At 47.1% G+C, this 19,019-nt stretch carries 16 protein-coding genes and 7 tRNA genes; 5 read left to right on the forward strand and 18 right to left on the reverse strand.

All coding sequences use genetic code 11. From position 1 onward, the window contains the following. Positions 1 to 33: 33 nt before the first annotated feature. On the reverse strand, positions 34 to 861 hold the full coding sequence (locus ABEW34_RS12770; RefSeq protein ID WP_430159137.1) for a sugar phosphate isomerase/epimerase family protein: 828 nt from the start codon (positions 859 to 861) through the stop codon (positions 34 to 36). A 327-nt stretch (positions 862 to 1,188) separates the two neighbouring features. On the opposite strand from ABEW34_RS12770, the gene ABEW34_RS12775 reads away from it, so the two are divergent. Continuing rightward, positions 1,189 to 1,401, forward strand: a complete 213-nt coding sequence (locus ABEW34_RS12775) for a hypothetical protein (protein WP_430159139.1) — start codon at positions 1,189 to 1,191, stop codon at positions 1,399 to 1,401. Positions 1,402 to 1,423: 22 nt separating this feature from the next. On the opposite strand, the gene ABEW34_RS12780 is transcribed toward ABEW34_RS12775, so the two are convergent. Continuing rightward, positions 1,424 to 1,702, reverse strand: a complete 279-nt coding sequence (locus ABEW34_RS12780) for a YqkE family protein (RefSeq protein ID WP_430159142.1) — start codon at positions 1,700 to 1,702, stop codon at positions 1,424 to 1,426. Between the two features lie 141 nt (positions 1,703 to 1,843). Continuing rightward, a complete protein-coding gene (locus ABEW34_RS12785) occupies positions 1,844 to 2,137 on the reverse strand; it encodes a hypothetical protein (RefSeq protein WP_430159145.1) in 294 nt (97 codons plus the stop codon). Between the two features lie 265 nt (positions 2,138 to 2,402). Between ABEW34_RS12785 and ABEW34_RS12790 the strand changes: the two genes are divergently transcribed. Next, a complete protein-coding gene (locus ABEW34_RS12790) occupies positions 2,403 to 3,782 on the forward strand; it encodes a Glu/Leu/Phe/Val family dehydrogenase (RefSeq protein WP_430159148.1) in 1,380 nt (459 codons plus the stop codon). A gap of 119 nt (positions 3,783 to 3,901) precedes the next feature. Here the strand turns inward: ABEW34_RS12790 and ABEW34_RS12795 are convergent, their stop codons facing one another. The 8 genes from ABEW34_RS12795 to isdC form a co-directional block, all read right to left on the reverse strand. Continuing rightward, positions 3,902 to 5,137: an aminopeptidase gene (locus tag ABEW34_RS12795; protein WP_430159151.1), complete on the reverse strand. Its 1,236-nt coding sequence runs from the start codon at positions 5,135 to 5,137 to the stop codon at positions 3,902 to 3,904. A gap of 65 nt (positions 5,138 to 5,202) precedes the next feature. Beyond that, positions 5,203 to 6,189: a Gfo/Idh/MocA family protein gene (locus tag ABEW34_RS12800; protein WP_430159154.1), complete on the reverse strand. Its 987-nt coding sequence runs from the start codon at positions 6,187 to 6,189 to the stop codon at positions 5,203 to 5,205. A gap of 170 nt (positions 6,190 to 6,359) precedes the next feature. After that, positions 6,360 to 7,130 carry an ABC transporter ATP-binding protein gene (locus ABEW34_RS12805; protein WP_430159157.1) on the reverse strand — a complete coding sequence of 257 codons (771 nt, stop codon included), beginning with the start codon at positions 7,128 to 7,130 and terminating at the stop codon, positions 6,360 to 6,362. Next, entirely contained in the window at positions 7,120 to 8,103 is a 984-nt protein-coding gene (locus ABEW34_RS12810; protein WP_430159160.1) for a FecCD family ABC transporter permease, read from the reverse strand. Before ABEW34_RS12810 ends, ABEW34_RS12805 begins: the two co-directional genes overlap by 11 nt. A 65-nt stretch (positions 8,104 to 8,168) precedes the next feature. Further along, positions 8,169 to 9,125 carry a heme ABC transporter substrate-binding protein IsdE gene (isdE, locus tag ABEW34_RS12815; protein ID WP_430159163.1) on the reverse strand — a complete coding sequence of 319 codons (957 nt, stop codon included), beginning with the start codon at positions 9,123 to 9,125 and terminating at the stop codon, positions 8,169 to 8,171. Between the two features lie 142 nt (positions 9,126 to 9,267). Then, positions 9,268 to 12,921 carry an NEAT domain-containing protein gene (locus tag ABEW34_RS12820; RefSeq protein ID WP_430159165.1) on the reverse strand — a complete coding sequence of 1,218 codons (3,654 nt, stop codon included), beginning with the start codon at positions 12,919 to 12,921 and terminating at the stop codon, positions 9,268 to 9,270. A 163-nt stretch (positions 12,922 to 13,084) separates the two neighbouring features. Further along, positions 13,085 to 13,516 carry an NEAT domain-containing protein gene (locus ABEW34_RS12825; RefSeq protein ID WP_430159168.1) on the reverse strand — a complete coding sequence of 144 codons (432 nt, stop codon included), beginning with the start codon at positions 13,514 to 13,516 and terminating at the stop codon, positions 13,085 to 13,087. A gap of 21 nt (positions 13,517 to 13,537) precedes the next feature. Then, on the reverse strand, positions 13,538 to 14,653 hold the full coding sequence (gene isdC, locus ABEW34_RS12830) for a heme uptake protein IsdC (RefSeq protein WP_430159171.1): 1,116 nt from the start codon (positions 14,651 to 14,653) through the stop codon (positions 13,538 to 13,540). 433 nt (positions 14,654 to 15,086) lie between these two features. On the opposite strand from isdC, the gene ABEW34_RS12835 reads away from it, so the two are divergent. The 3 genes from ABEW34_RS12835 to isdG are packed head-to-tail and all read left to right on the forward strand — an operon-like array spanning position 15,087 to position 18,165. Next, on the forward strand, positions 15,087 to 16,055 hold the full coding sequence (locus ABEW34_RS12835) for an ABC transporter substrate-binding protein (protein ID WP_430159173.1): 969 nt from the start codon (positions 15,087 to 15,089) through the stop codon (positions 16,053 to 16,055). Next, positions 16,052 to 17,050, forward strand: coding sequence for a FecCD family ABC transporter permease (locus ABEW34_RS12840; protein ID WP_430159175.1), 999 nt, complete (start codon positions 16,052 to 16,054; stop codon positions 17,048 to 17,050). The genes ABEW34_RS12835 and ABEW34_RS12840 overlap by 4 nt, the downstream gene beginning before the upstream one ends. Beyond that, positions 17,047 to 18,165, forward strand: a complete 1,119-nt coding sequence (gene isdG, locus ABEW34_RS12845; RefSeq protein WP_430159178.1) for a heme oxygenase — start codon at positions 17,047 to 17,049, stop codon at positions 18,163 to 18,165. The genes ABEW34_RS12840 and isdG overlap by 4 nt, the downstream gene beginning before the upstream one ends. Before the next feature lie 182 nt (positions 18,166 to 18,347). On the opposite strand, the gene ABEW34_RS12850 is transcribed toward isdG, so the two are convergent. From ABEW34_RS12850 to ABEW34_RS12880, 7 genes are all read right to left on the reverse strand, one after another. Then, positions 18,348 to 18,424, reverse strand: a tRNA-Pro gene (locus ABEW34_RS12850). Between the two features lie 9 nt (positions 18,425 to 18,433). Beyond that, positions 18,434 to 18,508 (reverse strand) — tRNA-Gly (locus ABEW34_RS12855). Positions 18,509 to 18,517: 9 nt separating this feature from the next. Next, positions 18,518 to 18,604 (reverse strand) — tRNA-Leu (locus tag ABEW34_RS12860). An 18-nt stretch (positions 18,605 to 18,622) separates the two neighbouring features. Then, positions 18,623 to 18,698: transfer RNA gene (locus tag ABEW34_RS12865), tRNA-Thr, on the reverse strand. Positions 18,699 to 18,712: 14 nt separating this feature from the next. Continuing rightward, positions 18,713 to 18,789 (reverse strand) — tRNA-Asp (locus tag ABEW34_RS12870). A 16-nt stretch (positions 18,790 to 18,805) separates the two neighbouring features. Continuing rightward, positions 18,806 to 18,881: transfer RNA gene (locus ABEW34_RS12875), tRNA-Ala, on the reverse strand. 10 nt (positions 18,882 to 18,891) lie between these two features. Continuing rightward, positions 18,892 to 18,966 (reverse strand) — tRNA-Glu (locus ABEW34_RS12880). Positions 18,967 to 19,019: the final 53 nt, after the last annotated feature.

Raw genomic sequence — 19,019 nt, forward strand, 5'->3', positions numbered from 1 at the left:
GCAAGGTATGTTGTAGAAAAGGATGCCTGAAAGCTATACGTATTCTGAACGAATGCGCTCAATATAGCTTTTGGAAAACGCCATTTGTTCCTCGCTCGCCGTCTCCATAATAATATGAACGCCCGGCTTGTACTTATTAAGCAATTGCATATACAGGCTGTAATTCATTTCGCCATAGCCGGCCGGAACCGTCTGCAGCTCTCCATTCGCATCGGGTTTGCGGTCCTTGGCATGAGCGCCAATAATCCGGTCGCCAAGCAGGGCGAATGCTTCTTCAATTACTTCATCCTGACGGGCGAAGTTTTCCGTTGTCAGCAAATTGCCTGGATCGATCACGACGCCAACATGCGAGGACGGAATCTGTTGCAGAAAAGCGTGCAGCTCCGCCGCCGTGCCAATCAAATGGCCGTTGGCTGCCTCGATGCCAATGAATACGCCCCATTTTTCCGCTTCGTCTATAAGCTCCTGAACCGTCGATTTTAGCGTCTTCCAGTCCTGCTCGGTATAAACGCCATCCGGATGGGTTCCCGTCTCAAAAGCAACCATAGGCGCGCCGAGCAAACGTGCGTAGCGAATCAGCTCCTTAAACCGCTCAATATTTTCGCGAAGCTTCTGCTCATCGCGCTCAAAGAAATGCAAATAGCAGCCAAGCACGGAGATCGACACGCCTTGTTTGCGGAGCTCCTCCGCTATCGACATCGCGAGCCCCGGAGTCAGCTTGCCCGGTTTATTAAAATCGACATCATTAATAGCCTTCCACATCGCCAGCTGGATATGGCCAAATCCGGCAGCGCCCACCTTCTCAGCCAGCTCCCGGTAAGACAAGCTCCCAAATAAATGTGCCAATACGCCTACGGACATTTCCTTCACCCTTTCTTTTTTCGCAACAGCAAGATACAAGATGATGTGATTGCGCCTCTATTCAGTATAACGAAGTTAACCGCTGTGCAGGCGCTATGCAGCCTAATATAACGGTTAATTAAACATTTTCACCTGATTTTTGACGTCTAGCCAGTCAGTTATGATGACGCTTACTTTTTCGGCTCGTCTATTGACTGTAACGCAGGCCGCAAAGTCTGTCAATTGGAGGCAGTCGATACTTTCCTAAGCACCATTTTCAGCATATAATAGAAGCATGTGCTTTGAAGTTTCGGGCACCACATACGCAGGCAAAACAGGAGGAATACGATGATGGCAATGAGCAAAGCGAAGAAAGCAAGACAAAAGCTGGCCCAAAGAGGCTTAATGAATCCCGAACAACTGCGGGGAAGCTGGAATGGCGTGAAGCCTGGTGAACGAAAAACGCCGACTCTGCAAGAGCGAGTAAATAAACGGCATACGAAACACAAAAGGAATCACGCAGGCAGAAGCGATGATTCCTTTTGTATTTATTGCGCCTAACAAGCAAACGTGCTATACGTCTTTATTTGTATTTTTTCCAGTCGCCCGGCTTGCTGTTATTGAGCAAATACTCCATATCGTTTTCCAGCCGCTTCTGCTCCTGCTTCCGCGCTTCATCCGCCTTCTGGGCGGCATCCTGCTTCTTCTGCTCCTCCGCTGCCTTCAGCGCATTCGACTGCTCCTTGAGCTTGCTCAGGACATCAGCACTCAGCAAATCCTTCAAGGTCGCCTGCTGGCTATTCGCCGCAGCCGCTTTCGGCTTGCTCGCTTGCGTTGCTGCCTGCCGATTTTTTTTCGCCATTCGTAACACCTCTATTTCCATGGTAGAATTTCATTGTCGTTTATTATAGCATGATTTGGGCAAAATGAAAGACGCCCCTCGCCGCATGGCAGCGGGTTGGAGCGCCTCTTGCTACCTGCTTGCCGCAGGCTACTTTAAATCTTAGTAGGAGTAAGTGTTCATTTCAGACAAGCCGCTAAATAGGATAGCACCGAACATTACAAAAAGTATAATATACAAAACGATACCGATTGCAGCCCATACCAATGCAGCCTTGGCATAGTTCGACTTGCTGATTTTTGCATTGCCTCCAAAAGCCCAGACGAACAGCATAATAATGTTCACGAGCGGAATAGCACAGAGCAGCATGGTAATCATCCACTCTTTAAAGCTTACCGGCTCCGCCAAATGATTTTGCTGCTGATAGCCATTCTGATTTTGATATTGTTGTTCCATGACCTTTTCACTTCTCCCTCTATTTATCTAATGATATTTTCTCTTGCTCTGTACATGTTAACGAGGAAAGCGACATATTTCAACATACTTTTGGATTATTTTCCATTTGATATATAGGCATAAAGAACTGAATATTGTATTACTCAATACGAATTACCTATATTCCATTTTGGATTAGTCTTCTTACTATGTTAAAATGATGTAGGTGCCCTCTCCGGCTCCATGTACTACAATCTTCGTTACCCACACTGGAGGTCGATTAAACATGGCAAACCAAACTGGCACAATCGTTCAGCAATCGTTGCATGCATTATCAGGAGACTCCACCTTTTTGTCCGATTTACAAGGAAAGCATCGCGATCAGGCCTTCCTGTCTTTAGCTGCTATTTTATCCACGCCAAACAAGGTGAATAAAGCCTTTTTACGCATTACAATGGATGATGGCGACGTCGTTCGCATACCAGCCTATCGCATCCAGCATAATGATACACTAGGCCCATACAAAGGTGGCATTCGCTTCCACGAATCCGTAAATGAAGAAGAGGTTACCAATTTGGCAGCCCTGATGACGCTCAAAAATGCACTTCACGACGTTCCTTTCGGCGGCGGCAAGGGCGGCATCGGCATTAATCCGCGCAACTATTCAGCGAAAGAGCTTTACATTATATGCAAAAAGTATGTCCAATATTTTACCGATATTCTCGGCCCGGAAAAGGATATTCCCGCACCCGACATGGGAACTGGTGAACGCGAGATGGACTGGATGATGGCCGAATATAAAAATATTCATCCCGGCAAACCGTATCTCGGCAGCTTTACTGGAAAAAGCGTCATTAACGGCGGCTCCTTAGGACGCCGGGAAGCGACAGGCAAGGGCGTTTATTTCACATTCCGCTATATGCTGCATGATTTTATTAAAGTGCATCGCGGCTATTTGACCAACAGCTCTAATCCATTTGCTGAAAATGTTCTCGCCCAAGCGGAAAAATCGCTTTCCATCGCCGTTCAAGGCTTCGGCAATGTCGGCTCCATCGTTGCATTGGAAGCGCATAAATGTACCTATCTCAACAACAAGGTCGTGGCAGTCAGCGACCGCAATGTAACGCTTTACAATGCCGATGGCCTATCGATTCCGGCACTAATTGACTTCGCTAATCACCATCAAGGCGATTTGCCTAAGACGAAGGAAGAGCTCGCTGAGCTTGAGCTCAAAGCAGACATTTTGGAACGTGAGGAAGTGCTGTATCTGGATGTCGATGTGCTCGTGTTGGCCGCGCTAGAGGAGCAGGTCCGCGAGGATAATGTAGATAAAGTGAAGGCCAAGATCATCGTCGAAGGGGCAAATGCGCCAATAACCGGCGAAGCCGACCAGAAGCTTTCCGAGAACGGCGTTATTATTATTCCCGACATTCTGGCCAATGCCGGCGGCGTTATCGTCTCATATTTCGAGTGGCTGCAAGGCCGTGAAACGCAATATTTGACCGAGGAGCAGGTGCATCGCATGCTGTTTGAGAAAATGCAAAGCACACTCGGCTCCATCTTGCCTTCCTTCTTTAGCGCCAACTTCACGCTGCGGCAAAATTGCTATAATCATTCGGTAATGAAGCTGTCAACGGTTCTGTACCGCCAAGGCAAGCTATATTAGAGACTTGTCCGGGGGAACCTAACCGTTATCATGCGTGAATCAGGCAGAACAACTAAAAACAGGCCCGAAGCTGCACCTTGCAGCTCCGAGCCTGTTTTCTCACGCTTATTTTTCACATCTTAAAACGCCCAGTTGCCTTTACGGAATACAGGAACGACGGTGCCGTCGGCTTGAATGCCATCTATATCCATGTCGGCAGAGCCAATCATAAAATCATTATGGGTCAGACTCGCATTAACGCCGTTTGCTTCCAGCTCCTCTGGCGACATTTTTTTGCCGCCTTCAATATTGAAGGCATAGCCGCTGCCGATGGCCAAGTGGTTCGAAGCATTTTCATCAAACAGCGTATTATAGAACAATATATTCGACTCCGAAATCGGGGAATGATGCGGCACAAGTGCAACCTCTCCCAAATAACGCGCACCCTCATCCGTATCAATCAGCTTTTGCAAAATCGCTTCGCCTTCTTCCGCCTCGGCCTTCACAATGCGGCCGTTCTCGAAGGTCAGCTTGAAGCGGTCAATAATATTGCCACCGTAGCTGAGCGGCTTTGTGCTTGATACATAGCCATTAACGCCGGTTTTCAGCGGCACTGTGAATACTTCTTCCGTCGGCATATTCGCCATAAACGGAATATTTTGCTCGTTTTCGCTGCCGGCAGCGACCCATAGATGCTTGTCATGCAGCTCAATCGTCAAATCTGTACCCGGAGCGGTATAATGCAGCTTTTTAAAATGGTAGTTGTTCAGCGCCTCTCCCTTGCTTCCAAGCGCTCTGTTATGCTCCTGCCAAGCCGCAACCGGATCTTCTGCATGCAGGCGCACCGCTTTGAAGATCGCTTCCCATAGCAGCGCGACTGCTTGCTCGCCCTCAGCCTCCGGGAACACCTTCTTCGCCCAGTCCTTGGCGGCTGCCGCAACGACCGTCCAGCTCACCTTGTCCGCTTGAATCGCTCTGCGGAACTCCTTCAGCCCTGCTCCCGCCGCCTTCTGGTAGTTGGAAATACGCAGCGTGTCGACACCCTTCAGCAAATCCGGGCTGGAGGATACGATTGAAATAAAGGCCGCGCCCTTATCCACAAACTCCTGACGCTTCGCCGTTTCCCATTGCGGGAAATGCTCGAAAATTTCAGCGTCCGCTTTTTCATATTTTAATCTGGATAACTGGTCATCCGTCCAATCAATATGTACATTGCTTGCTCCAGCTGCATAAGCCTTCTCTGCGACGAGACGCACTAGGGGCGCCGCCTCAATCGCTCCCGTCACGAATACCGCCTGTCCCTGCTGGACATTCACACCTATTTTCACAATAATCTCAGCGTATTTCTCTAATTGAACAGCTAATGCATCGCTCATTCCAAGTCTCCTTTATCTCTATAAAATAGGGCTTGCTGCATTCCATTTACTTCCTTACATCCATATTATAGCCGATCTGCAGGGAAAACAAGCCCGATCTGGCTGCGCGCCTCATCGAGCACCTCAAGTACAGCAAGCGAGTTCGCAAACGAATTCATATCCGATTCATGCTGGCCGCTCTGAATGAGCCGAATAAACGCCTCAGCCTCATACACCATCACATTTTCCGCTTGCGGCACCGTCAGCTCCTCCACTTTGCCATCGCGGTATTCGATGCGCACCTGAGTCGGGTAGCTAATATTTTCAATAATCATATTGCCCGCTTCGCCTTGTATTTCTGCTGGAAGCTGAGAATTGGAAATTTTGGAGTGCAGCACGGCCGCATCCATTCCATCATATTGCAGCAGCAGACTGCCCTTGCCATCCACACCGGACTCCAGCATAACGGCACTTGCTTTTACCTTATTCGGTTTACCGAACAATGAGACCAGCGGGTAAACGCTGTAAATGCCAATATCCATCAGCGAGCCATTCGAAAACTCCGGCTTGAAAGCATTCATGACATTGCCTTCCTTGTACGCATCATAACGCGAAGAATATTGACAGTAGGCTGCAAAATAACCCCGAATGGCTCCCAGTTTAGGCAGGTGCTCGCGAATAACGGCGAAGTTCGGCACGAACGTCGATTTCATCGCCTCCATAAGCAGCACATCATTTTCTTTGGCCGCTGCGATCATTTCCCGCATTTCCCGGGCGTTTGAAGCAATGGGCTTCTCAACAAGCACATGCTTGCCCTGCTTCATGCAGGTGATCGCATGCTGAGCGTGGTGCGAGGTGGGACTTGCGATATATACAGCGTCCACCTGATCACTCTTTGCCATCTCCTCCAAATCCGTGAACATATGCGAAATCTTATATTTGCTCGCAAATTCTGCCGCCCGCTCGGACGTTCGCGAATACACGGCCGCTATAGCAAAGTCCTCCAGTCCGCGTGCCGCTTCGATAAAAGAATCTGTAATTTTGTTGGTGCCAATTAGGCCAAAACGTATCATCAGCTTTTCCTCACTATCTCATCTTGATTTATTCCTCTTATTCTACCACTACAGCCAGCGAAAAAAAATAAAAGCCGACTGCCCGCGCATCCATCTGCACGAGCTGTCGACTTTCTAGAGTGTCGCATCCAGCCTGTACTACACCTCTGCTACGCATTTCAATCACGAGCTTAAATGCCGACCGGTACGACATACAGCCCCGTATCGCTTTCTTGCTTAAGCAGCACATCTACCTGATACGTTTCCTTTACGATTTCCTTCGTAATCACGGCCTCCGGCGTCCCGCTCGCTACAATTTCGCCCGCTTTCATCACGACAATGCGGTCGCTGTAGCGGATCGCTTGGTTAATATCATGCAGTACCATAACGATGGTCATGCCATGCTCCTTATTTAATGCCTTTACCAGCTCCAATATTTCAATCTGATAATACAGATCAAGGAAGGTCGTCGGCTCATCCAGAAACAAGATCGGCGTTTTTTGCGCCAGCGCCATTGCAATCCATACCCGCTGCTTCTCGCCGCCAGAAAGCTGATTGAGCCGCTGGCTGCGCTTCTGCTGCAGGTTGGTCGAGTCAAGCGCCTCTTCAATCGCCTTCTCGTCCTCCTCCTTCGGCTGACCGAGGAAGCTGCGATGCGGCAGGCGGCCATAGCTGACGAGCCGCTCCACCGTTAAATCATAAGGCGCCTCATTTTGCTGATGCACGACCGCAAGCTTTTTAGCCAGCTCCTTTGGCTTGATTTGCGCGAGCGACTTGCCATCGAGCAGCACCTCCCCATGAGCGGGCGCATAGTTTTGCGATAAAATACCGAGCAGCGTCGATTTGCCGCAGCCATTTGGACCGATAATCGTCGTTATTTTTCCCGTTTCAATATTATCGCTGATGTTTTTAAGCTGGTCAGTCTTTTTGTCATAGGAGAACGTCACCTGTTTAATTTCCATAAACGCGCTCACTCCTTCTAAGCATAAAGATGAGGAATGGCCCGCCGATAATCGTCATTATGATCGAGGCCGGAATTTCCGTCGGCGCGAGCACCGTCCGTCCGAGCGTATCCGCTGCTAAAATCAGCAGAGCCCCGCCCAGTGCCGAAAAAGGAATGAGCACCTTATGATCGGAGCCAACCAATGTCCGCGCAATATGCGGAACGAGCAGGCCGACGAAAGCAATTAAGCCGCCAATGGCCGTTGCTACAGATGCGAGCAGCACCGCGACGACCGAGATCAGCAGCCGCGCCCGCGTTACCCGCAGCCCGAGATTTTTCGCCGTTTTATCCTGTAAGCTAAGCATATTGCACCATGAACTGAGCAGCAAGGACAGCAGCAGGCCGATGAGGCCATACAGCCCGATCATTTGCACATCCGTCCATGTCTTCATGGTGAAAATTGATGAAATCGCCTGATTGACGCTCGTAACCGCGTAGCTGCCGCGATAATTAAACGACTGGCCGAGCCCCGTAAAGGTCGCATTAATCGCAATCCCGACGAGAATAAGCCGCAGCGGGCTAAGTCCCGACTTCCACGACAGCGCATAGACGAGGTAGCAGGCTAGCGCTCCGCCGAAAAAGGAAAACAGCGGCATCCAGAAAAACAACCCGGGAAAAATGGTTACAACCGTCAGCGATACTAACCCTGCCCCCGAAGAAATCCCAATCACTCCTGCATCCGCGAGTGGGTTTTTCATTACGGCTTGAAGCAATACGCCGGACACCGCAAGCGAAGCTCCTGTCAGCAGAGAGACGATAATACGCGGAAACCGCAAATCTTTTATAACCTCTACCTGATCATTCGTTCCTGAAAATAAACCCTGCACCAAATCCAAAATGCCTACCTTAATACTCCCGGTCATAGCGGAATAAATGATAGCGGCTACCAGCAGAGCGATAACGACAATAAAACTGCCAACCTTCTTAATCATGACCAACGTCCTTTATGAAAAGTTCCTGAACTGAACCGTACCGAGCCATATCCAGCCATATTCACTTATGGGTAAAGCATTCCCATCAAAGCATCGATAGCATCTACAGCATATAAATTACCCGTCGTTCCGAATAAAGCTTCTTCCAAATCATATACTCGGCCGTTTTGTACGGCGCTGAAGTGCTTCCAAATATCATTTTTCTGAAACTCCTTATCGAACATTTTCACAACTTCCTCCGGCATGCCATGAGCGGCACGCAAAATCACATCCGGATTCGACTGCTGCAAATATTCCGTGTTGGACGCTAAATACTCTACACTTTCACCCTGTACAATGTTGACGCCGCCAGCAAGCCGGACCAGATCGCCGATGTACGAATGCTCAGTCGCCACAAGATAGCTGCCAGGCACCCCTAGCAAAATCAATACGCTTGGCTTTTTCTTCTCTGCGGTAGCAGCATGAATCTCCGCCACCTTCTGTTCGAACTGATCGACGATAGCTTGCGCCTGTGCTTGCTTATTGTACGTCTCGCCCAGCTTTTTAAGAGCATTATTCATGCTTTCCACACTCGTAAGGTTGAGAAAATCAGCCCGCATCCCCGCCGCTTCAAAAACCGGCTTCAGGTCATACTCCAGCGTCGTAACCGACAATATTTCGGTCGGCTTGAGCGATTTGACAAGCTCCATATCCGGGCTCATCGGATTGCCTACCCTTGTCACTTGATCATAGCGGGCAGGCAGCATCTTGGAGCTGGTCGGCACGCCTACAAGCTCAACTTCAAGCGCATCCAGCATTTGCGTAATTGCGACGGTTGTTGATACGACCCGCTGCTCGGCCGCAGGAGAGGCTGACGGCTCAGCCGTGTTTTTCGCCTGCTCGGCTTGCCCAGCCTGTGCAGACTGGCCCGTTCCCTGCTGCCCCTTGGCAGCGGGATCAGCGCCTGTTGCCGAGCAGGCAGCTAGCAGAAGCAGCGCCATCAATCCGAGCAGCCCTAGCATTTTGCCAAAAGCGTTATTCATCCGTTTATCTAACTCCCTTCATGAGAACATGACAAGGATACCGGTCCCCCGGCATCCTTGTCAGCTTTGCTTCATTTGTGTAAGAGCCGCAGGATTCGATAAAGGAAGTACCTTTATCTCCCTGCGTGCTCATGTTTCCTGCTTATTTCGTTTCCAGAAGCTTCATGATCAGCGTCAACGCTTCCGCTCTTGATGCATTAGCAAGCGGTTCAAATTTATTGCCGCCTTTGCCTTGTACATAGCCAGCTTTTGCAGCAGCGGCAATGTCATTTTTCGCCCAATCGGGAATTGAGGCAGCGTCTGCGAAGCTTAGCTCGTTCGTCTCATCAATGTCGAGCTTAGCTGCTCGTACGATAATGGAGGCCAGCTCCGAACGGTTAATTTCTCTGCTTGGAAGGAAGGTTCCGTTCGCATAGCCAGAGATCAAGCCCGCTTTCGCAGCACGGTCAATGTGCGGCTTCGCCCATGCAGGAATTTGCTTGCTGTCATTGAATGTCGCACTTGTCGATCCATCCGTGAGCTTCAAAGCCCGGCTGATCAGAACGGCGAACTCAGCGCGAGTAATGACGCCATTCGGACGGAATTTGCCATCGGAGTAACCTTTGACGATACCAAGCTCCAGCGCTTTTTCAATGGATGCTTGTGCCCAGTGGCCTTGAATATCCTTGAAGTCCGTTACAACAGGCTCATTGAGGTCATCTTCGCTGGCTGCTGGATTTTCTTCAATGACTTCCACATCGCCTACACCAGGTGCTACAGAACCGGATGTTGCTACTAGAGTTGTAGGGTCGAACTTAATTTGAATATCATATTCGTGGAAATAGTCCACTTCCGGCCAATCAATTTTAACCCAGCCGTCGATCGTACTGTTAAGATCAGGAACATTGAAGTAAACAACCCGCGTGTTATTTACCGTATCTCTGCTCTCGACACTTACATTATTACCATTAAATTTGAGCCCTGTAATTTCCTTGTCCTTCGTAAGCGTCATATAGAATGTTTTTGTGCTGCCCGAAACCTTCAGCAGTCCTGGTGAGATAACATAATCCTGCATGACGGATTTATTATCTGTGCCATATTTTTTAATTTGATATTGCAGGAAGTAGTTGCCGTTCGCCAGTTGACCTGGAACCGTCGTATTTGGCAATTCGACAACAGGAGCATCCGCTGTTTTCGTAATGTCAGCAAATTGAACCGCATATTCCACATCCGTTGCCGCACCGCTAACTCCAAGTACAAGCGAATACGTATCAGTCAGATTAGGAACAGCGAATTTAACAGGCGTACCTGTTACAATTGTCGCCAAAAATACAGCGTTAGTCAGCGAAGCAGCATTGTTTGCTCTGTCAGTCGAGCCTATAGGAAGAATTTCTGCTCCCGTTGCATTATTTTTCAGCTTCTTAATCGTTACTCCCGCTTTAGGAGTGAAGCTAATCACGTTGCTTCCACTATTGAACGTCAATACTCCTGATGCTTCCAAATGCTCAGAAATACTTTCATCTGATGATTTCAACACAATGCTATACGTGCCATTGCTTAGAACCTTTGCAGCCTTAAACGCAATAACCGCTTGTTCCAGAGCGGTGCTTCCGTCTTTTACTTGTGCTTCTGTCGCTATCGGGTTAGTTGTAATAGCTTTCGCTGCATTGATTGCCGTTTGCAACTTCGTTTTTGCCTCTGCAGGGTATTTATCGATTACTGTTCCTTCAGCAGCTTCATCGTGCAATTTTTGAGCTGCAGTTATGCTTGCTTTCAAAGCTGTAGCATCACCCGTACCAAAGCTCAAGCGAATGTTATGGTCCGCCTCATAAGGCTGTCCTGATCTCGGATCAATGACCGTCGGCATGGAAATATGAACCTGAGCGTCCAGCAGCGCTGTCAAATCACTCACTTTGAACTTAACTACTCTTGTATTAGCCGCTGTATCTGTGCTTACAATGGTAGAATCAACTAGTACACCGTTTTCCTTAATTTTAAATGCTGTAACAATACTGCTGTCTTTAATCGTAAAGCTCACATAGGTGGAACCGTCAACCGAAGTTACATTTGCCGGTTTCAAGAAGTAGCTGTCCATGCTGGAGAATGCCTGATTAGTTGCATGTAGAGCCGCAAAATTAATTTGACGGTTCGCCGATGCTTTAAATGCCGTTACCGCTTGCTCCAGTGCTGTGTTGGCACTGTTTAATTGCGGTCTTGTAGCCGATAATTGCTCGGCTTTCGCTGTAGCTGCTTCAATAGCCGTTTGAAGCGCTGCTTTGGTGTTGTTATCGTATTGACCAGCCTCTGTACCAACAACTGCTTGATCATGCACCAATTGAGCTGCTTCAATAGTAGCGTTTAATGTTTTGAATTGTTCCGCGTTATAGCTGAAATATACGGATTTCGTTACTGAATCTGTTTTGTAGACCAGGTACGAGAGGCCTTGGAATGTAGCATCGGTTGCATTATCGTTTCTCACTACCACCTGATAGATTGTTTTGTCTGCATCAGAAAGGCTGTTCACTTTATAAAATGGTGGGGAAATGGCCGTTGAAAATCCGCCTCCGCTCGATGGGAAAGAAGCTTTCAAAGCGGACTCGTCAACCGCTGTTTTAAACGGAATATTAGCAACTGTATGCTTTAATTTACCTTGCAGCAATGTAATTTGCGAAGCAAAATCTCCTGCGAATTCCGAAATTTCAGCATCGCTGCCAAGAGAGTTCAAAACAATGAGATCTAGCACCTGCGCATTGTAGCGGCTATTTTTTACAGTTTTCTCTACATTTTGTAATGCAAGCAGGGCATCATTGACTTGTTTTTGGGTAGCATCCCGATTAAAAGCCCAGCCATTCGCCGTATTAATTGCATTTTGCATAATCAGCTCAGAATTAAAAGGATATTCTCCATCGCTTACAATATTCGTCCCGCTGCCGCTATCTGCTGTTCCCGAATTTTTCACAGTAGCTGCGAATGTACCAGCATCTGTAATTCCTTGGAACAAAGCAATTTTGCTGACGCTAATTCGTCCAGCCTCATACTCTTTTTTAGCCTCATTTAGAATGGCGTAGGCCGCTTTAATCAGTTCAATGTTACCGCCTGCTGATGCAGCGATACCGTCTGCCAATTGAATCGCACTATAAAGCTTTGTTTTGGAACCAACAGGATAGAAGCCATCTCCTGTACCTTCATAAGTGCTTTCATAAACGGATCTGGTAACTGTGAAAAGCTCATTCAGCTTTTCAAGTGTTACCGTTTCACTACCGCTGCCATTGTCACCGCCGCCGTCTATTGGACCAGTAGGAAGCGTTGTTGTATCCAAATCTAGCTGCAAGTTGTACCAGCTATCATAATTTGCAGCCGGTAGAACGATATGCACCAGAATATCCTGACGCTGGCTCAAATCGGCTATATCGATCCGCGCTTTAACAGAATCCGGGTTTGTTCCATCACCAAGCAAGGTCGGCGTTACTGCTTTATAGCCATCCATACCTGTAATAGCTTGACCATTAATGGTTGCTTTCGCTTGTCCTTCCATTCGTGCAGAAAAATGTTGAAATGCTGTATATTTAAAAAATTCATTTTCAAATTGAGCCTTACCGTCTTTCACAATCAGTTTACCTGTATTAGGTACGACAACCATCGATTCTAAGATCGAGGTTTCATTGGTATTGTCTTTCAAATAACGAAAGTTGATTGGATATTCGCCATCCGGCACCGTTGTAACTGCCGCTTGCGCAATTGAACCAACACTTGCTACTTGCAGCATTAGTACTAATGCCAGAAGCAATGCCACCACTTTTGTATATTGCTTTTTCACCCTGCTTACTCTCCTTTTAACAGTTCATTTATTTCCAATATCTCCGTGTCTCGCTTGCAAGACTTTGTAATTCCCTAACATGCTGATTTACCCGGCAAAAGAACGGTCTGGTTAAATCAGACCGTCCTTGTACTTTATCTTTGTTTAATTTGTGCGAATGATCTTACAGATCCCAGCTGAATTTAATGTCGTGAACAGTGTTGTAGCCATCTGGGTAGCCTGGGAATGGTGGCACTGTAACATGGATTTTAGCAACTGTTTGAGCAGTAAGGTCATTTACTTCGAAAGTAAATTGTTTGTCACCGTTTGTAAGAGTAGTTGCAGAAACAACAGTATAAGTAGCGCCGCCATCATTGGAAATGCTCAGCGAGTTGATGTAGCTGCCGCCAGAGAAGGACAAAGTAACGGTTTTATTATCCGATGCAAGGCTTGCAGGGCTGTTTGCGTATGCGTCAGCATAAGAAACTGTGCCGTCTGGTTTCAAAACAGTGAAGTTCAGCGAAGTTGCTGCAAATGCAGATCCTACTTGAACAACTAGTGCAACAGCCATAACCAACAGCATCAAAGGCATCATTTTTTTGAACGATTTAATCATAATTATAAACACTCCCTATTATTAGTTTTTGGTTTTGTTCTTACGATAAAAATACATAGCAGCTCCTGCTAAAATAAGGATTCCAACAACCGTCAATGGTGTTGCCCAATGATTGGAGCGCTCTTGAAGCGGTTCTACCTCTGCCGCAGCTTCTACAGAAACGGTATCAGCTACACTAGCCTTGCCTGCATCCTCAGTCGTCACTTCGGCCTCCGTTGAACTGGCAGTGTCAACAGATTCGTCTGTTCCTACTTCCAATACTGCCTTGTCAGCTTCCTCAGGTGAAGCCGTTGCCTCATCTGTAGAAGTTGATGCTTCCGGCGACTCTACAGCTTCAGGAGAAGCACCTGCTGCTGCCTCCTTCGGTTCTGCCGATGTTGGGGTAGCGCTTTCCACTACACTGTTGTCAGCTGCGCCTTTTTCTTCAGCAGCAGTTGGCGTTGCATGAGCAGAAGCCTTCGGTGTAGCTATAGCTGCTGCTGCCCCAGCATTTTCATCCTTAGCAGGCGCCTTTGTCGCTTTCGGGGAAGCAGTCGCCTTAGGAGTCGGTGTGGCAGTCGCCTTTGTTTCCACAGACTCTGCAAGTTTGGGAGTGGTCTCCGTTGTCGCAGGAGTTACTGCCTCGCTTACGAGCTTCAGGCTATTCGTATCAAACACAAAACGTATAGTGTAGTCATGATCATAATCAATATCTGGAACCGTGACATGAATTTTAGACAGCATCGTTTGGGACAAATCGTCTACGCTGAACTGTACGACCCGCGTATCATTAGCTTTGCTGCTGCTGATAACCTTCGTGTTCACGTAACCTCCACCGCCAGGAACTTTAAACTCTGTTACCCAAGCACTATGATTAATTTGCAGCTGCACTGTTATTTTCTCGTTTTCAACGATAACCTTGGCAGGCTTTTCCCAATAATCATTTGCCATAGATGCCGATTCGTCTTCAGCTTTCTTGATGACATAATCAATCGTATATGTACCGTCTACCATGCTCTGCGCATAGGCCGCCGGCGCTGCAAGAAGAATCATAAAACAAATAATTAAGAAAGCTGATATTGGGAGTTTACGAATGAAGTCTTTCTCCTCCTCTCCTGTCGTATGGAAAAAAAATAGTTGAGAAAAGGTAGACAACAATCAAGTTAATGATTATCATTATCAATTGAGTGTCAAAAAAAATACCTTTTCTTCCCCTCTCCTAAGCCTGCTCATCAAGCCCTTCACAGCTCTTTAGGATGTCTAGCAGACTGTTTCTCAGCTGCCCGACAACTTGATATTAACGTAACTGTATTAATTTTGTCAATCACTTATTTCAATATTTTTTGTTTTATTTTTCTTTATATAATTATAAAGCTTTAGATTCGATTTATATTTCACTATTGAACCATGCTTATTTTCTATTATATTTTAAATAAATATAATCTTATCTCAAAAATATTAAATTCATTATTTTATATGCTGATATTATTTTTTTCTATATATTGTTTATTTCTTATTGACATTGATTATCATTTACAATATCATTATTTTAATAATAATAATCATTATCATATCGGATTGGGAGGATTATATGAAAATTTTATACCCTGTGTTGCTGGCACTGCTTCTAGTGGCCGCAGCAGGTTGCTCGCAAGCTGTTGATTCGAACGCTGCACAAGGGGTTACGAGCAATGCTGAGAAACAGAATACCGTGGCCATAACCGATTTCGCAGGAAGGCAACTAACATTTGCTGCTGTCCCTTCGCATATTGTAGCGTTAAGCAATGGTGAAGCCGATATTATTTATGCCCTTGGGGGAACACTCGTCGGCCGTCCTACCTCCTCCGTTCCATTAGCCGACGAAGAAGCAGAGGCCGTGGAACAAATCGGATCTACTCACGAGGTCGATCTGGAGAAAATCGCCTTTTTGAAAGCGGATGTCGTTCTCGGCAACAATCCTATGAATACGAAGGATATCCCGACTATCGAAAGCATTGGGGCCAAGATGGTGCTCTCCTCTGCCAATTCTGTAGACGATATTAAAAAACAAATTGCGCTGTTAGGCCAGCTTCTGCAAAAACAGTCGCGCGCTGAAGAGCTTATTGCCGAAATCGATAGCAAGCTCAGCCAAATTGCAGCAAATGCCAGCACAAACAAGACGCGTGCTTTATTAGTATACGGCGCTCCGGGCACCTTTATGGCTGCACTGCCCAACTCCCTCAGCGGCAACATTTTGGAGATGGCCGGCGGAGAAAATATTGCCTCGGACTATGAAGCGCTTCAAAGCTATCCACAATATGCTCAGCTCAATTCAGAAAGAATTGTTCAGTCTAATCCACAAGTTGTCATGATTATGACGCATGGCAATCCGGATCAGGTAAAGGATGCCTTCCTAAAGGAAATGCAAAGCAATGCTGCCTGGAATGGACTTGATGCTGTAAAAAATAATGCCATCGAAGTGCTTCCTGCCGAACTGTTCGGCACAAACCCGGGGACGCATGTAACAGATGCGCTCACCCTTATGATTGAAATGCTAGATGGAGCGAAGCAGCAGCCATGAATAAAACTCAGCGAAGCCGCCGACGCAAATGGTCTATCATAATTGCACCTATTATTTTGCTGCTCGTTACATATTTTGGTCTCGTTTACGGCTCTGTACCTATTACTTTAAAAGAGATTGGTCAGGTTCTCACTTCCGATGCCGATCCCCGTTACGAAACCATCATTATGAAATTAAGAATGCCGCGCGTTATTATTGGTTTGCTGGTAGGCGCTTGCCTAGCTGCATCAGGCGCTCTGCTGCAAGGCGTAATGCGCAATCCCCTTGCGGATCCCGGCATTATTGGGGTTTCCGCTGGCGGCGGACTTGCAGCTGTCATCACAATGGTTGTTCTTCCGCAGCTTGGCTATATGCTGCCAATAGCAGCCTTTTTAGGCGCAAGCATTACTTGCCTGCTGATCTATTTGAGCGCATGGGACAAAGGGACATCGCCTATCAAAATCGTACTCGCAGGTGTAGCCATTAATGCGCTGCTCGGAGCTGTAACAAATGGACTTATGGTCGTCTATAGCGACCGTGTACAATCGGTTCTACCTTGGCTTGCAGGTGGGTTGAACGGAAGAAGCTGGAGCCACCTCTCCTTCATGGCACCTTATGCCATAGTCGGCTTGCTGCTCTGCTTCCTGGCCATTAAGCCTGCCAATGTGCTGCTGCTGGGCGATGACTCCGCCCAACTGCTTGGCCAAAAAGTTCAAATCCAGCGCTTTCTGCTCATTATTTTAGCAGCGCTATTAGCCGGAGCCGCCGTCAGCGTCGCTGGACTAATTGGTTTTGTTGGACTCGTCGTCCCACATGCCGTTCGTTTAATTATCGGAGACGACTACCGCTTTCTCCTTCCGCTTTCTATAGTCGGTGGAGCATCTTTAGTCGTTTTAGCAGATACATTCGCACGTACCTGGTTTGATCCGATTGAGCTTCCTGTAGGCATTCTTCTCGCCTGCTTGGGGGCACCATTCTTTCTTTATCTACTACGTAAAAAGGGGGCAATACGATGAATGCTGCTATTCATATTGAAAATGTAGGCTTATCCGTCGGCGCTTTCGAAATGGAAGATGCCAATATGATTATCCCTTCTGGAAAAATCACGGCCATTGTTGGTCCTAATGGATCAGGCAAATCGACAATGCTGAAGGTCATTACCAAGCTGCTTACGCCAGACAAGGGTGAAGTGTTTATTAATCAGAAGCCGCTTAAAAGCTACAAATCCAAAGATTTTGCCAAAGATATCGCAATGCTTACGCAATCCAAAGAAATGATTCCTGACTTAACGGTACGTGAGCTCGTCTCCTTTGGACGTTCGCCTCACAAGCCTATGTTCAAGAACAAAATGACTTACGAAGACAATGACATCATCGATTGGGCACTAACCATTACCGGCACTAAGCGTTACCAGCACCAAATGTTTTACACTCTATCTGGAGGTGAACAGCAAAAAGCGCGAATCGCAATGGCTTTGGCACAAAAAACGAATATTCTTCTGCTCGACGAGCCTACTACTTATCTCGATATTGCCCATCAATTCGATGTAATGGAGATGCTGCAGCAGATTAATCGGGATCATCAGATTACAATTGTTATGGTTTTACATGACCTCCAACAAGCAGCTGCATACTGTGACCATATGATTGCTATGAAACGCGGATTAATTGCCATGACAGGGGAACCCCAAACCGTACTAACTTCAGAGTTTTTAAAAGATGTTTATAACATGGATGCCCGTATCAAATTTGATGAAGGTTATCCCCTTATTATCCCGAATCCAAGAAAAAATCAGGAGGACACTAAAATGATTATTGTGACGAATGCATCCCATATTACAAAAGGCAATGCTTACAAGCTGATCGAGCGCTTCGATCGCGTAGGCGATGTAGAGAAAGCAGAGGGTTTCCTTGGCCTTGAGGTTTTATTGACAGAGAAAACGAAAGACTACGAGGAAGTTTCCATTGTTACACGCTGGAATACGAAAGAGGATTTCAATGCTTGGACTCGCAGCGATGCTTTCCGTGAAGCTCATTCCCGTCGTGGTGGAACACCGGACTATATTATTTCCAATACCATTACCTTCTACGAAGTTAAAGTCATTAGAAACCCGATTGCTGCGGTTAACTAGCCCACTGCTCTAAACACATTTATTCCTATAAAAAAAGAAGCTTGCAGAGCCACTCTTCATGTGGAAATGCAAGCTTCTTTCATATATATAAGCTATCGCTCTTATGTGTTGTTTACAAATAAAAAAGCCTGCTCTTGCGCTACAATTACTGAGCAAGTTCAGACATACTGTAAATCATATAATGGTCGGGACGACACGATTTGAACATGCGACCCCCTGGTCCCAAACCAGGTGCTCTACCAAGCTGAGCTACGTCCCGAAACAAAAATGGAGCGGACGACGAGATTCGAACTCGCGACCCTCGCCTTGGCAAGGCGATGCTCTACCACTGAGCCACGTCCGCAAAAAAATATGGTGCGGTCGAGAGGACTCGAACCTCCACGGCTGTTACACCACTAGAACCTGAATCTAGCGCGTCTGCCAATTCCGCCACGACCGCATATTTTTTTGAAAAAGATGGTGCCGTCGAGAGGACTTGAACCCCCAACCTACTGATTACAAGTCAGTTGCTCTACCAGTTGAGCTACAACGGCACGTAATGAAAGAATGGCGGAGCTGACGAGATTCGAACTCGCGGTCTCCTGCGTGACAGGCAGGCATGTTAGGCCTCTACACCACAGCTCCGTATTCAAAATCATAATGGTGGAGGCTGAGGGGATCGAACCGCTGACCTCCTGCTTGCAAGGCAGGCGCTCTCCCAGCTGAGCTAAGCCTCCGAAAATGGTATGGTGACCCGTAGGGGACTCGAACCCCTGTTACCTCCGTGAAAGGGAGGTGTCTTAACCACTTGACCAACGGGCCATGATCACGTTTAAAACCAATCAATGTGTGTTGCACATTGAAAACTGGATGCG

Source organism: Paenibacillus algorifonticola (assembly GCF_050481745.1).
Classification (GTDB): domain Bacteria; phylum Bacillota; class Bacilli; order Paenibacillales; family Paenibacillaceae; genus Pristimantibacillus; species Pristimantibacillus algorifonticola_A.

Excerpts from the sequence above, each read along its gene's own strand:
- ABEW34_RS12770 (WP_430159137.1), bottom strand. The coding sequence starts at position 861 with ATGTCCGTAGGCGTATTGGCACATTTATTTGGGAGCTTGTCTTACCGG.
- ABEW34_RS12775 (WP_430159139.1), top strand. The coding sequence starts at position 1,189 with ATGATGGCAATGAGCAAAGCGAAGAAAGCAAGACAAAAGCTGGCCCAA.
- ABEW34_RS12780 (WP_430159142.1), bottom strand. The coding sequence starts at position 1,702 with ATGGCGAAAAAAAATCGGCAGGCAGCAACGCAAGCGAGCAAGCCGAAA.
- ABEW34_RS12785 (WP_430159145.1), bottom strand. The coding sequence starts at position 2,137 with ATGGAACAACAATATCAAAATCAGAATGGCTATCAGCAGCAAAATCAT.
- ABEW34_RS12790 (WP_430159148.1), top strand. The coding sequence starts at position 2,403 with ATGGCAAACCAAACTGGCACAATCGTTCAGCAATCGTTGCATGCATTA.
- ABEW34_RS12795 (WP_430159151.1), bottom strand. The coding sequence starts at position 5,137 with ATGAGCGATGCATTAGCTGTTCAATTAGAGAAATACGCTGAGATTATT.
- ABEW34_RS12800 (WP_430159154.1), bottom strand. The coding sequence starts at position 6,189 with ATGATACGTTTTGGCCTAATTGGCACCAACAAAATTACAGATTCTTTT.
- ABEW34_RS12805 (WP_430159157.1), bottom strand. The coding sequence starts at position 7,130 with ATGGAAATTAAACAGGTGACGTTCTCCTATGACAAAAAGACTGACCAG.
- ABEW34_RS12810 (WP_430159160.1), bottom strand. The coding sequence starts at position 8,103 with ATGATTAAGAAGGTTGGCAGTTTTATTGTCGTTATCGCTCTGCTGGTA.
- isdE (WP_430159163.1), bottom strand. The coding sequence starts at position 9,125 with ATGAATAACGCTTTTGGCAAAATGCTAGGGCTGCTCGGATTGATGGCG.
- ABEW34_RS12825 (WP_430159168.1), bottom strand. The coding sequence starts at position 13,516 with ATGATTAAATCGTTCAAAAAAATGATGCCTTTGATGCTGTTGGTTATG.
- ABEW34_RS12835 (WP_430159173.1), top strand. The coding sequence starts at position 15,087 with ATGAAAATTTTATACCCTGTGTTGCTGGCACTGCTTCTAGTGGCCGCA.
- ABEW34_RS12840 (WP_430159175.1), top strand. The coding sequence starts at position 16,052 with ATGAATAAAACTCAGCGAAGCCGCCGACGCAAATGGTCTATCATAATT.
- isdG (WP_430159178.1), top strand. The coding sequence starts at position 17,047 with ATGAATGCTGCTATTCATATTGAAAATGTAGGCTTATCCGTCGGCGCT.